The sequence below is a fragment of the Bacteroides ilei genome (genome assembly GCF_900128495.1).
Taxonomy (GTDB): Bacteria; Bacteroidota; Bacteroidia; order Bacteroidales; family Bacteroidaceae; genus Phocaeicola; species Phocaeicola ilei.
In genome coordinates this window covers 952792-966996 of sequence record NZ_LT635801.1, presented here as the reverse complement: position 1 = coordinate 966996, position 14205 = coordinate 952792, and the positions used below count along the sequence as shown (strand labels likewise).

The window sequence follows — 14205 nt, the reverse complement described above, 5'->3', positions numbered from 1 at the left end:
AAATCACTCTTTTATTGTCATTCCTATTTATTTTTTATTTTACTTTGCATCACAAAACAGAATAAAAGAAGTGAATTTAGTTATCGACATAGGAAATACAGTAGCAAAAGTTGCTGTATTCAACCAAGGAGAAGTCATCGAAATAATAAGAAGCTCCAACCACTCACTAGACTGCCTTGGAATGCTCTGCAACAAATATCCCATCACCAATGGGATCATTGCTTCAGTCATCACACTAAGCAACACCATCCGCCGGCAGCTTGGTAAACTGGACTTTCCCGTAATGGAACTGACTTACAAGACACCGGTCCCGATACAAAACCTGTATAAAACCCCACAGACATTAGGTATGGACCGCCTGGCCGCCGTAGTAGGCGCCAACTACCTTTCTCCTGGAAAAGATTTGCTGGTAATCGATGCCGGAACCGCACTCACCTATGAATTTATCGATGCCGGAGGCCGCTACTACGGAGGGAACATTTCTCCTGGGATATACACACGTTTCAAAGCCTTGAACGCCTGCTGCGACAAGCTGCCTCTTGTAGAAAAAAACGGAGACACCCCCGAATTCGGTTATAGTACAGAAACCGCTATAAGAACGGGAGTCATCAAAGGCATGGAATTTGAAATAGCCGGCTATATAAGCAATATGAAAAAGAAATATCCTAATCTTTTGGTTTTTTTAACTGGAGGAGATAAATTTTCTTTTGATACAAATTTAAAAAGTATCATATTTGCAGATAGATTTTTAGTTTTGAAAGGTTTAAACAGAATATTGGACTACAATGTTAAACAATAGAGCAATTATAAGCGTACTGATGGTGGCAGGGACCATGGCAGCTGCAGCCCAATCGAGTACGAATTCTCCTTATACACGATACGGACTAGGTGATTTATCGAACAATGCATTTACGAACAATGTCGCAATGGGAGGAATCGGCTACGGATTAAGGGACCAGAGCCACATCAATATGATGAACCCGGCATCTTATTCGGCCGTAGATTCATTATCCTTTATGTTTGACGTTGCAATGAGTCTGAAAAGTTCTAATTACCAGGAAAACGGATTCAAAAGTAATGCAAAGAATGCCAGTTTCGATAATTTGGCTATGCAGTTCCGCTTACATCCCCGACTGGGTATGGTGATTGCCTTTACACCCTATTCAACCGTAGGCTACAGTTTTTCGACAACTTCACCGGTAGAAGGAGTAAGTGACGTTACTGCGACAAATGCTTTTTCAGGAGATGGAGGCCTGCAGCAGATTACAGCCGGATTGGGATTCAAGATTCTGGACAACCTTTCGATCGGAGTCAACGGAGGCTATCTGTATGGTTCCATGACATATCAGTCAAGTATAGGGTTCAACACGACAAGCGACCAGACCAATGTATATAACACTACCGATGTGAAAAGCTATGTTGTCAACTTTGGTCTACAATATACCCAAAAGATCAACAAAAACGACAACATTACATTAGGACTGGTCTATGATCTTGGACATACATTGAACAGCACGTCTACCAAGGGAATACAGGTGACAGACAACTCCAACTATTATTCTACCAAAGAAGAGGTATTCCAAAACGGTTACGGTGTCCCTCATTCCTTCGGTGCCGGACTTGCCTATAAGCATAAGAATAACCTGACTGTAGGAATAGACTACTCTTTGCAGAAATGGTCGGACGTGAAATATGATAACCGGACGGACTGTTACAACGACCGTACCCGCGTAGCGGCAGGAGCGGAATACCTGCCTAACGCAATAGGAAGAAGCTACCTGGAACGGATCCGGTACCGGGTCGGTGCCTACTACGCCACTCCGTATCTAAGGCTTCCCCAATACGACGGTCCGAAAGAATACGGTGTCAGCGCCGGATTCGGACTGCCCTTGTACCTGTTCCAACGGAACACGATACTGAATATAACCGGACAGTATGTACGTGTTTCACCTTCGATTTCCAATATGTTGTCGGAAAACCGCTTTGTTTTAAAAATCGGACTTACCTTCAACGAACGTTGGTTTATGAAATGGAAAGTTAACTAATAGAACAACTAATTTATATACGATGAAAATGAAGATGTTTACAATGCTGGTTGCACTTACATTAGGTACAACAGCTGCTTTTGCTCAAAAAGGAGTAGAAGACGGATCACGTTTTGGACACGGTGAAGACAGTCTCCGTTGTCTCCAGAACATCAGTATTTATACTGAATATGTAAAAACGGACAATTTCAAGGATGCATACAATCCTTGGAAGGCTGTATTTACTGAAGCGCCTATTGCTCAGGTAGGTACTTATACTAACGGAGCAAAGATACTTCGTGCACTGATTGCATCATCTAAAGACGCTGCACAGCAGAAAACGTATTTTGATGAACTGATGGCTGTTCATGATCAGCGCATCAAATACCTTGACCAGCTGAACGGACTTGTAAAGACTCCTACAACCAAAGGATCTATCTTGGGAATGAAAGCTCATGACTATATCGCATTCTCCGGAAACAACTTTGATGCCAATACTGCATATGCCATTGCCAAAGAAGGCCTCGATCTGGAAAAAGATAAAGCAGACTATTTCATGTTCCAGGATTTCATGGACATTGCATCCCGTAAACTGAAAGCCGATGCGAACTACAAGGAACAATTCATCCAAGATTATCTTACCGCATCCGGTTATGCCGATGCCGCATACAAGGCAGCTACCAAAGACAAGGACAAAAAGTTGTTGAAGACCGCCAAAGATAACGTAGACGCCTATTTCATCAATAGCGGTACCGCCACTTGTGAAAACCTGCAGGCAATCTATGGCCCGAAGGTCGCCCAGAACAAGACAAACCTGGATTACCTGAAACAGGTTATCTCTGTAATGCAATTCCTGAAATGTACAAATGAAGAAGCCTACTTCGAAGCATCTGAAGCTGCCCATCTGATTGAACCGACAGCTGCTACTGCCGCCGGTTGCGGTTACATGTATTACAAGAAAGGCGATATGGACAAGAGTATGGAATACTTCGACCAGGCTATCCAATTGGAACAAGATCAGGCACAAAAGGCAGAATACTGCTACAACGCCGCTGTTGTCTTGTTCAGCAAGAAACAATTGAGCCGTGCAAAACAATATGCCCTGAAATCCATTTCATACAACGGATCAAACGGAAAACCATATATCCTGATTGCGCAGATGTATGCGTCAAGTCCTAACTGGAGCGATGAAGCTGCACTGAACAAATGTACTTATTTTGCAGTAATCGACAAATTGCAGAGAGCCAAATCTGTAGACCCGAGCGTTGCAGAAGAAGCCAACAAACTGATCAGTACTTACGCTGCCCATACTCCGAAAGATGAAGACTTGTTCTTCCTCGGTCTGAAGAAAGGAGCTTCCGTTACAATCGGCGGCTGGATCGGTGAAACTACAACAATCAGATAATACGATTCATGTTATATAGACAGTTGAAGAAAAATTATATAACGACTTTAAACATAACAGTTGCCGTCCTGGCAACTGTTATGTTTATCTTTTTATCATCATGTAGCAAAAAGAAAGAACTGGCCGATGCGATTGGCAAAGATGATTCCATACCTGATATGAGAACCACGGGAGTCACCACCCTTATTTCCGATTCGGGCCTGATCCGCTACAAAATCATAACGGCCGAATGGCTGGTATATAATCAGGTAGATACTCCGTTCTGGGCGTTCGAAAAAGGCATTTACCTTGAAAAATTCGACACATTGTTCCACATCGACGCTACCATCAAGGCTGATACAGCCTATTTCTATGAACCTAAGAAATTGTGGGTTCTGAAAAGCAATGTCCATATCCGCAGCCAGCGGGGCGACAAATTTGATACCCAGCTCATGTACTGGGACCAAGGAAAAGAAAAAATCTATTCCGACAAATTCATACGTATCGAACAACCGGACAAGATTCTTACTGGCTATGGTTTCGAGTCGAACCAACAGATGACCGAATACCAGATATACAACAACACCGGTATCTTTACGGTAGAAGACACTGCACCGGCCGATACCGCAACCAACAACAACTAGAAAATTCTGTACCTGGTTATGGGACTAATTATAAGCTTGCTAATATCAATGGCGTTTTCGGCCTTCTTTTCAGGCATGGAAATCGCCTTTGTTTCATCAAACAAACTGAGGTTTGAAATGGAGAAAGGGAACGACGTTTCCACCCGGATACTTTCCATCTTCTACCACAACCCGAATAATTTCATCTCTACCATGCTTGTGGGGAACAATATAGCCCTCGTCGTGTATGGCATCTGGATGGCACAACTCATCGAGCAATATTTTCTGGTAGGAATCCCCATCAACGGGGCAGCCTTACTCGTTCTGGAAACGATCATATCGACTGCCATCATCCTGGTTACCGGAGAGTTCCTTCCCAAAACGGTATTCAAAATCAATCCGAACAGTACCCTGCGCATCTTCGCTGTTCCGGCCTTCATCTGCTATGTAATACTTTATCCTATCAGCCGGCTCGCATCATCTTTATCAGGATGTATCCTATATCTTACCGGAACCAAAATCAATAAGGATGCAACCGAAAAGGCTTTCTCAAAAGTAGATCTGGATTACTTTATCCAGAGCAGCATTGAAGAATCACAAGGCCAGGAAAACATCGGTACCGAAATCGAAATATTCAAGAATGCCCTTGACTTCTCCAACATCAAGGTGCGCGACTGCATGATTCCAAGGACAGAAATCATCGCCGTAGATACCGACACTTCCCTGCAAGGCCTGAAGGAAGAATTCATAGAGAACGGAATCAGCAAGGTAATCGTCTATAAAGAGAACATCGACAACATTGTCGGATACATCCATTCGTCCGAAATGTTCAAGCCGTTGACCGACTGGAGGAAAAATATCCGCAGCATTCCTATCGTACCCGAAACGATGAGTGCACACAAGATGATGAAAATATTCATGCAGCAGAAACGTACATTGGCTGTGGTCGTCGACGAATTCGGAGGAACATCGGGCATCGTTTCAATGGAAGACCTGGTGGAAGAAATTTTCGGCGACATTGAAGACGAACATGACACCAATTCGACTGTCGCCAAATCCATAGGAGAAAACGAATACATATTCTCAGGAAGGCTGGAAATAGAAAAAGCCAATGAAGAATTCAATCTGAACCTCCCTGAAAGTGATGAATATCAAACGATTGGAGGACTCATCCTACACGAATACCAAAGTTTCCCGCAAGTGCACGAAATCATTACGATCGACAAATACCAGTTCAAAATCATCAAAGTCACCAATACTAAAATCGAACTGGTGAAGCTGAAAGTCCTATCGTAAAGAATGCCCGGCACCCACCTGCCTTTCCCAAAATGTACGGCAAATTTATTGACAGAATCAGATTCCGGAAGCAGATCAACAAGTCCGGTTGTTTGAACATAAATGATTCTGGAGACTGCATATTCTAAAAATTTTTCAGTAAAAAAGGAACTTCTAAGTACATTTTTTGTATCTTCGTGCGCTAAAGAAAAAACAATAAACAAAATCATAACTTTAAATGGCAACTTTACAAACAATTAGAAGCAAAGGACCGCTTTTGGTCATTGTAATCGGTCTTGCTCTTTTTGCCTTCATAGCAGGTGACGCCTGGAAAATACTCCAGCCACACCAAGGCAAACAAGAAGTGGGAGAAGTTAATGGAAAAACACTTTCTGCACAAGATTACCAGCAGATGGTAGATGAGCTAAGTGAAGTGATCAAGATGACAAATAACTTGAGCTCATTGAATGAAGATCAGTTGAATAACATCAAGGACCAGGTTTGGGACAATTATGTAACGAACGAACTGCTGGCTAACGAAGCAAAAAAGCTGGGATTGAAAGTTACAGACGCCGAATTACAGTCCATCATTGACGAAGGTACCAACCAACTGCTGATGCAGACTCCGTTCCGTAACCCACAGACAGGCGCTTTCGATAAAGACATGCTGAAGAAATTCCTGGTCGACTATGCAAACCTGGACGCCAGCAAAATGCCGGCCCAGTATGTTGAATATTACCAAAAGATGTACAGCTTCTGGAAGTTTGTAGAAAAGACCCTGAGACAGACTACATTGGCACAGAAATACCAGAACCTGATTGCCAAATCCTTAATATCCAATCCGGTACAGGCCGAAGACAACTTTAACGGACGTAACGACCAGACAGACCTGCTGCTGGCCGGTGTCCCCTACTCTTCTATCAGTGATTCCACCATCACGGTTACAAACGATGACCTGAAGAAATTGTATGACACAAGAAAAGAATCATTCAAGCAGCTGGTTGAAACCCGCGACATCAAATTCATCGATGTCCATGTAGTTCCTTCCGATGCCGACCGTCAGGAAGTTCAGAAAGAAGTAACAGAATACAGCAACCAACTGGCCACTGTCAACAGTGATTTCCCTACATTCGTACGTTCTACCGGTTCATCTGTTTCCTATTCTGACGTACCCGTCGGAAAGACAGTACTTCCGTCTGATGTAGCAGCCCGTCTGGATTCTACAGCCATCAATGAGGTGTACGGTCCTTACTATAATCAGGCTGATGATTCTTACAATGCATTCAAAATTGTAGCAAAGACTACAGCACCTGATTCAATCCAGTTCCGTCAGATACAGGTCTATGCAGACACTGAAGCTAAGACTACAACTTTGGCCGACAGTATCTACAATGCCCTGAAGAGTGGAGCCGACTTTGCTGAAATCGCCAAGAAATACGGCCAGACAGGAGAGTCAACCTGGGTTAACGCAATGAGCTGGGAAGGTGCAAATCTTGATAATGAAAATGCCAAGTTCATCAATACACTGATCAGCCAGCCGGTCAATGAACTGGCCAACGTAAAACTGGGCCAGGGAAACCTGATTCTTCAGGTCATGGACAAAAAGGCAATGAAAGACAAATATAAGGTTGCCATCGTAAAACGTCCTGTAGAATTCAGCAAGGAAACCTACAGTAACGCTTATAACAAATTCAGCCAGTTCGTTGCCCAGAACACGACGCTGGAAAATATGGAAAAGAATGCCGAAGAAGCAGGCTACACCATTACCCCAAGAACTAATCTGAGAAGCAGCGAACATTATGTAGGTGGTGTAAAATCTACCCGCGAAGCCTTAAAATGGATTTTCGACGCAAAACCGGGAGAAGTTTCTCCTTTATATGAATGTGGTGAAAACGACCATCTGTTGGTAGTCGCTCTCGAGGCTGTCAACCCGAAAGGATATGCAAGCCTGAATCAGGTAGCCGACATGCTGAGACCGGAAGTTATCCGCGACAAAAAGGCAGCAAAGATTATGGACCAGATGAAGGGATTCACTTCACTTGATCAGGTCAAAGGCATGCAGAATGCTGTAAGCGACAGTGTAAAACACGTGACATTCTCGGCACCGGCCTATGTAAGTGTAACACGCGGCAGTGAACCGGCTGTCAGCGCCTACGCTTCAAAAACGGAAGTCAACAAAGTATCCGGTCCTATCAAGGGATTCTCTGGCGTGTACATGATACAGCCGTACAGCAAGGAAAAGGGAGCCGAGACATTCGACGTCAAGAAAGAAGAAGAATCTGTCAAGGCAATGGCTCCGCGCTATGCACAGCAATGTCTGTTTGAATTACAACTCAAGAACAACGTAGAAGACAAACGCTACTTGTTCTTCTGATAAAAATATTTCCAACGAAAAAAGCCTGCAAGTCAAATTTGCAGGCTTTTTTTATGTCTCATGGACATTTGACGAAAAACAAGAAGGAGTTTCATCTTAAAGACCAAGAAGTTTGAATCCGAAGTCCTTAGCATTTTCATGAAAAGATGCTGGAGTTTTTCTAAAATACCTTCATCTTTTTGCAGACTCTACAATCTTCTTCATTAAAAGCTTCCACCTACATGCAGACAAGCATGATAACGTGTACCCGGTCCTACCGGAGTCAACGCAAAATATCCATTTACGATGCGGTCTTTATCCAATTCCAGAGGGAAACTTCCACACTGCGTCTTATAGAAGTCAAGACATTCCCCTTCCCCCGTAAAATGGACAATATGGAACCTACCTTTTACATCCGGACAGATAAGACGTTCATACAATATATGAGAAACGACTCCCATATTCATCCTCAAGTTGATTTCCACACAAGGATGAAGGAGATACCGGCCGTTGTCCCGACATATCATCATATCCACTCCGAAATAACCTAGATAATCCCCGCCCAATAACGGCACAAAAATTTCCAGCAGGGAAGTACGGACTGCAGTCAGCAGATCCGGAGAAACATATGCCGACAAGGTCTGTACGATAGCCTGGTCCGACATCAGGAAATTTCCCTTATAGTTTCCATGAGTATCTGTATCAAAAAGTGAATACCCCACAAATTTCATCTCACCTTTCCCGTCCGAATAAAACTCCATAGCGAAATCAACCACCTTATCATATAAAGGTTCGGCCATAATCCCTCCCTGTGTTCGGATAATCCTTAAAATCCATCCTTCATATGAGGCCGACAATTCCCTGGAAGTTACCGTAACCAGCCCCCTTCCACTACCCGACCAGGGAGATTTGAATATGACACGCACATACCGCTCTAGAAATGAGCGGACACTTTCCAGCGAAGTGACATATGCAGACAAGCCACAACACCCCTCCATACTTTGCAACTTCTCCAAGACCTCCCCGGCACGGCGCCGGCATGAAAGCTGACGGATCTTTTCCAGCCGCGCGGTATCAGGCAGATACTGCAAAGAAACACCTCCCGACTGCAAGGTATGGACGAGGGCCGGCGACCAGCCCCACGGACGGTAAGGCATATCCAGTAACGAACCCGACAGACGGACATCAGGACAAAGGGTGCCACAACGCTCCAAAAACTCTTTTTCCGACTCATCTTCCCCGACTTTCACCACACTACCCGTCACGGCATACCATGCCGGAAGCAATGCCAGGTCTGAAGCCATCACCCCGATTTCAGCCGGCGGCCTGTAATAAGGCGTAAAATTAGCCAACGCCATGTCATTTTCCGGATTAAACAGATATACAGCCATCTTGATCGAACTTTTTTGAAGTACAAAGATAATGGTTTTCAGACGATACACATAGAAAGATCCGGTACAAGAAACCCGTATCCGAAAGTTCCTGTACACCTCAGAAAAAGCTATCAGGAACAATCAAAATCCATGCTGTAAAAATATATATTTTTTGCTAACTCCAGTTTGCAAATTAAGGAAGTATTACTATATTTGCAACCAAGAAACCGAAATTCATGGAAGTATTTTACAGGACACACAGTTACTTGGTTGAGCATACAAACGCCCCTGTACGCAGAGACCTGATGGATGAGATTAATTGGAATGACCGTCTTATCGGCATCAAGGGTACACGAGGAGTCGGAAAGACCACATTCCTTCTGCAATACGCAAAGGAAAAGTTCGGCCTGGACCGTTCATGCCTGTTCGTAAACATGAATAATTTCTATTTCTCCCAATTTAGTCTGGTCGACTTTGCTGGAGAGTTCGTAAAGCAGGGAGGAAAAGTTCTGCTGATCGACCAGGTATTTAAGCTCCCCCACTGGAGCCACGACCTGCGTACATGTTATGAACGTTACCCTCAGCTCAAGATCATCTTCACCGGATCATCTGTCATGCGGCTGAAAGACGAAAATCCGGAACTGAACGGAATTGTCCATTCATACAACTTGCGCGGCTTTTCTTTCCGGGAATTTCTGAATCTCCAGACCGGCAACCATTTCTCACCGTACACACTGGAAGAAATACTTGACAACCATGAACATATTGCCAAGACCATACTGCCTCACATCAATCCACTGAATTATTTTCAAGACTATATCCACCATGGTTTCTACCCGTTCTTCCTCGAAAAACGGAATTTTTCAGAGAACCTGCTGAAAACCATGAACATGATGATTGAAGTGGATATTTTATTAATCAAACAAATTGAGCTGAAATATCTGTCTAAAATTAAAAAATTATTATATTTGCTAGCAGTTGACGGACCTGTTGCACCAAACATCAGCCAGCTGGCTACAGACATACAGACATCGCGTGCCACAGTCATGAACTACATCAAGTATCTGGCCGACGCACGCCTCATCAACATGGTATATCCCAAGGGAGAGGTCTTTCCAAAAAAACCGGCCAAGATCATGATGCATAACACCAACCTGATGTACAGCATCTATCCGGTAAAAGTGGAAGAACAGGATGTTTTGGAAACATTCTTCGTCAATTCCCTGTGGAAAGACCATAAAGTAAACAAAGGAGAAAAAGGGACTTCCTTTCTGGTCGACGGAGACCTGCATTTCAGGATCTGTACCGACGGGAACAAGTTGAAAAGTAACCCGAACGTCTACTATGCCATCCATAAGGCCGAGATAGGGCACGGAAACCAGATACCTTTATGGATGTTCGGTTTCCTCTACTAACCAGTTAAGAACCAAGATTTTATTACCTAATATATAATTAGTAATTGTATGACTAAACAAAAAAAATTCATCACTTGTGATGGTAACGAAGCTGCTGCACATATCTCGTATATGTTTACAGAAGTAGCTGCAATCTACCCTATCACTCCGTCGTCTACAATGGCTGAACATGTAGACGAATGGGCTGCCGCAGGTCGTAAAAACATCTTCGGCGAAACAGTTTTGGTACAGGAAATGCAATCTGAAGGTGGTGCTGCCGGTGCAGTTCACGGTTCACTCCAGGCAGGTGCATTGACAACTACTTATACAGCATCTCAGGGTCTTCTGCTGATGATCCCTAACATGTACAAGATTGCAGGTGAATTCCTGCCATGCGTATTCCATGTATCTGCCCGTACACTGGCTTCTCACGCTTTGTGTATCTTCGGTGACCACCAGGACGTAATGTCAACACGCCAGACAGGTTTCGCTATGTTGTGCGAAGGATCTGTACAGGAAGTAATGGATCTGGCTGGTGTAGCTCACCTGGCAACAATCAAGTCTCGCGTTCCTTTCGTAAACTTCTTCGACGGTTTCCGTACATCTCACGAAATCCAGAAGATTGAAAAGCTGGACAATGAAGATCTGGCTCCGCTGATCGATCAGGAAGCTTTGGCCGAATTCCGTAACCGCGCATTGTCACCTAACAAACCGGTTGCCCGCGGTATGGCTGAGAATCCGGATCACTTCTTCCAGCACAGAGAATCAGGTAATCCGTTCTATGATGCAGTTCCTGCTATCGTAGAAGAATATATGAATGAAATCAATAAGATTACAGGACGTAACTACGGTCTGTTTGACTATTATGGTGCTGAAGATGCAGAAAACATCATCATCGCTATGGGTTCTGTAACAGAAGCTACCCGTGAAGCTATCGACTACCTGACTGCTCAGGGCAAGAAGGTTGGTTTGGTTGCTGTTCACCTGTATCGTCCGTTCTCTGCCAAGCACTTCCTGGCTAAAGTGCCTAAGACTGTAAAACGTATTGCTGTTCTGGACCGTACCAAAGAACCGGGTGCTAACGGCGAACCTTTGTATCTGGATATAAAAGACGTATTCTACGGACAGGAAAACGCTCCGTTGATCGTAGGCGGACGTTACGGTCTGGGTTCAAAAGACACAACTCCGGCTCAGATTCTGTCAGTATACGAAAACCTGGAACTCCCGATGCCGAAGGATCACTTCACTATCGGTATTGTGGATGATGTTACTTTCACTTCTCTGCCTCAGAAAGAAGAAATCGCTCTCGGTGCAGAAGGTGTATTCGAAGCTAAGTTCTACGGTTTGGGTGCTGATGGTACTGTAGGTGCCAACAAGAACTCTGTAAAGATCATCGGTGACAATACTGATAAATACTGCCAGGCTTACTTCTCTTACGACTCTAAGAAATCTGGTGGTTTCACTTGTTCTCACCTGCGTTTCGGTAATCATCCTATTCACTCAACTTACCTGGTAACTACTCCGAACTTCGTAGCTTGCCACGTTCAGGCTTACCTGCACATGTACGATGTAACTCGTGGTCTGCGCAAGAACGGTACATTCCTGTTGAACACTATCTGGGAAGGTGAAGAACTGGCTAAGAACCTGCCGAACAAGGTTAAGAAATATTTCGCAGAAAATAACATTACTGTTTACTATATCAACGCAACACAGATTGCTCAGGAAATTGGTTTGGGTAACCGTACCAACACTATCCTGCAGTCTGCATTCTTCCGTATCACAGGCGTTATTCCTGTAGATTTGGCTGTTGAACAGATGAAGAAGTTCATCGTGAAGTCTTACGGTAAGAAGGGTGAAGACGTTGTCAACAAGAACTACGCTGCCGTTGACCGAGGTGGTGAATACAAACAGCTGACTGTTGATCCGGCTTGGGCTAACCTCGAAGTTGAAGCTCCTGCAACCAACAATGATCCTGCATTCATCAATGAAGTTGTTCGTCCTATCAATGCTCAAGACGGTGACTTGCTGCCTGTATCTGCATTCAAGGGTATCGAAGACGGTACTTGGCATCAGGGAACAGCTAAATACGAAAAACGTGGTGTAGCTGCATTCGTTCCTGAATGGAATCCTGAAAACTGTATCCAGTGTAACAAGTGTGCATATGTTTGTCCTCACGCTGCAATCCGTCCGTTCGTACTCGACGCAGAAGAACAGAAGGGTGCAAACTTCCCGATGTTGAAGGCTGTGGGCAAACAGTTCGACGGTATGACATTCCGCGTACAGGTAGACGTTCTCGACTGTCTGGGTTGCGGTAACTGTGCCGATGTATGTCCGGGTAACCCGAAGAAGGGTGGCAAGGCTTTGACTATGAAACATCTGGAAAGTCAGCTGCCTGAAGCTGCTAACTGGACTTACTGTACAGAAAATGTGAAGTCTAAACAGAATCTGGTTGACATCAAGGCTAACGTGAAGAACTCACAGTTCGCTACTCCGTTGTTCGAGTTCTCTGGAGCTTGCTCTGGTTGTGGTGAAACTCCGTACGTGAAACTGATTTCTCAGTTGTTCGGTGACCGTGAAATGGTTGCTAATGCTACCGGATGTTCTTCTATCTATTCTGGTTCTGTTCCTTCAACTCCGTATACAACAAACGAAAAGGGTCAGGGTCCTGCTTGGGCAAACTCATTGTTCGAAGACTTCTGCGAATTTGGTTTGGGTATGGAATTGGCCAACAAGAAACTGCGTAACCGCATCGAAGATGCTATGAAGGCTGCTATCGCTGCAGAAGGTACTCCGGCTGAATACAAGGAAGCATTCCAGAAATGGATTGACGGCCGTAACGATGCAGACAAGAGCAAAGCTGCTGCTGAAAAGATCATCCCGATGGTAGAAGCTGCAAAAGATAAATGTGCAAACTGCGCAACTATCTATGAATTCAGAGATTATCTGGTTAAACGTTCACAGTGGATTATCGGTGGTGATGGTGCTTCTTACGATATCGGTTACGGAGGTTTGGATCACGTTATCGCTTCTGGCGAAGATGTAAACATCCTGGTACTGGATACAGAAGTTTACTCTAACACAGGTGGTCAGTCTTCTAAGGCTACTCCGCTGGGTGCTATCGCTAAGTTTGCTGCTTCTGGTAAGCGTGTACGTAAGAAAGACTTGGGTCTGATTGCTACTACTTACGGTTACGTATATGTAGCTCAGATTGCAATGGGTGCCGACCAGGCTCAGACTTTGAAAGCTATCCGCGAAGCTGAAGCATATCCTGGACCATCATTGGTTATCGCATACGCTCCATGTATCAACCACGGTCTGAAAGCTGGTATGGGTAAATCTCAGGCTGAAGAGGCTAAGGCTGTAGAATGTGGTTACTGGCACTTGTGGCGTTTCAACCCGGCTCTGGAAGATGAAGGTAAGAATCCGTTCTCACTCGACTCTAAGGAACCGAACTGGGATAACTTCCAGGATTACCTGAAGGGTGAAGTTCGTTTTGCTTCTGTAATGAAACAGTATCCTGCTGAAGCTGCCGACTTGTTCAACGCTTGCGAAAAGATGGCTAAGAAACGTTACGATTCATACAAACGTATGGCTGCTATGGACTGGAGCAATAATGAATAATGCCTCCGCATAACTGACACATATTCTATAAATGATAAGACGGCTGCCTTGTATTACATAAGGCAGCCGTTTTTCATTAAAGGACTTCTCTGTCCATCCGGATGATTTCAACAAAATAAAAATACACCCAAACAAAAAAATTCCTATTTTTGCAAAGC

Annotated in this window: 9 protein-coding genes; 8 read left to right on the top strand and 1 reads right to left on the bottom strand. The window is 44.3% G+C overall.

Annotation, left to right across the window (positions count from 1 at the left end; translation table 11 throughout):
• The first annotated feature begins 70 nt into the window (after positions 1-70).
• From BQ7489_RS04130 to BQ7489_RS04105, 6 genes are all read left to right on the top strand, one after another.
• The gene (locus tag BQ7489_RS04130) at positions 71-799 is read left to right on the top strand and encodes a type III pantothenate kinase (RefSeq protein ID WP_072530054.1); all 729 of its coding nucleotides are present in this window, start codon (positions 71-73) and stop codon (positions 797-799) included.
• A complete protein-coding gene (locus tag BQ7489_RS04125; protein WP_072530053.1) occupies positions 786-2045 on the top strand; it encodes a BamG family beta-barrel-assembly machinery protein in 1260 nt (419 codons plus the stop codon). The genes BQ7489_RS04130 and BQ7489_RS04125 overlap by 14 nt, the downstream gene beginning before the upstream one ends.
• A 22-nt stretch (positions 2046-2067) precedes the next feature.
• Complete coding sequence (locus tag BQ7489_RS04120) at positions 2068-3429, top strand: tetratricopeptide repeat protein (RefSeq protein WP_072530052.1); 1362 nt, start codon at positions 2068-2070, stop codon at positions 3427-3429.
• An 8-nt stretch (positions 3430-3437) separates the two neighbouring features.
• Complete coding sequence (lptC, locus tag BQ7489_RS04115) at positions 3438-4052, top strand: LPS export ABC transporter periplasmic protein LptC (RefSeq protein ID WP_072530051.1); 615 nt, start codon at positions 3438-3440, stop codon at positions 4050-4052.
• A gap of 18 nt (positions 4053-4070) precedes the next feature.
• A complete protein-coding gene (locus BQ7489_RS04110; protein ID WP_072530050.1) occupies positions 4071-5327 on the top strand; it encodes a hemolysin family protein in 1257 nt (418 codons plus the stop codon).
• 217 nt (positions 5328-5544) lie between these two features.
• Positions 5545-7680, top strand: coding sequence for a peptidylprolyl isomerase (locus BQ7489_RS04105; RefSeq protein ID WP_072530049.1), 2136 nt, complete (start codon positions 5545-5547; stop codon positions 7678-7680).
• A gap of 203 nt (positions 7681-7883) precedes the next feature.
• On the opposite strand, the gene BQ7489_RS04100 is transcribed toward BQ7489_RS04105, so the two are convergent.
• The gene (locus BQ7489_RS04100) at positions 7884-9050 is read right to left on the bottom strand and encodes a hypothetical protein (protein ID WP_072532014.1); all 1167 of its coding nucleotides are present in this window, start codon (positions 9048-9050) and stop codon (positions 7884-7886) included.
• Positions 9051-9268: 218 nt separating this feature from the next.
• Here BQ7489_RS04100 and BQ7489_RS04095 point away from each other — a divergent pair, with 218 nt between their 5' ends.
• Together BQ7489_RS04095 and nifJ are read left to right on the top strand one after the other, a co-directional pair.
• Complete coding sequence (locus BQ7489_RS04095) at positions 9269-10447, top strand: ATP-binding protein (RefSeq protein WP_072530048.1); 1179 nt, start codon at positions 9269-9271, stop codon at positions 10445-10447.
• Positions 10448-10495: 48 nt separating this feature from the next.
• Positions 10496-14047, top strand: a complete 3552-nt coding sequence (gene nifJ, locus BQ7489_RS04090; protein WP_072530047.1) for a pyruvate:ferredoxin (flavodoxin) oxidoreductase — start codon at positions 10496-10498, stop codon at positions 14045-14047.
• Positions 14048-14205: the final 158 nt, after the last annotated feature.

Bases quoted from the DNA above. Each gene is read 5' to 3' on its own strand.
- BQ7489_RS04125 (WP_072530053.1), top strand. From the start codon at position 786: ATGTTAAACAATAGAGCAATTATAAGCGTACTGATGGTGGCAGGGACC.
- BQ7489_RS04120 (WP_072530052.1), top strand. From the start codon at position 2,068: ATGAAAATGAAGATGTTTACAATGCTGGTTGCACTTACATTAGGTACA.
- lptC (WP_072530051.1), top strand. From the start codon at position 3,438: ATGTTATATAGACAGTTGAAGAAAAATTATATAACGACTTTAAACATA.
- BQ7489_RS04110 (WP_072530050.1), top strand. From the start codon at position 4,071: ATGGGACTAATTATAAGCTTGCTAATATCAATGGCGTTTTCGGCCTTC.
- BQ7489_RS04105 (WP_072530049.1), top strand. From the start codon at position 5,545: ATGGCAACTTTACAAACAATTAGAAGCAAAGGACCGCTTTTGGTCATT.
- BQ7489_RS04100 (WP_072532014.1), bottom strand. From the start codon at position 9,050: ATGGCTGTATATCTGTTTAATCCGGAAAATGACATGGCGTTGGCTAAT.
- BQ7489_RS04095 (WP_072530048.1), top strand. From the start codon at position 9,269: ATGGAAGTATTTTACAGGACACACAGTTACTTGGTTGAGCATACAAAC.
- nifJ (WP_072530047.1), top strand. From the start codon at position 10,496: ATGACTAAACAAAAAAAATTCATCACTTGTGATGGTAACGAAGCTGCT.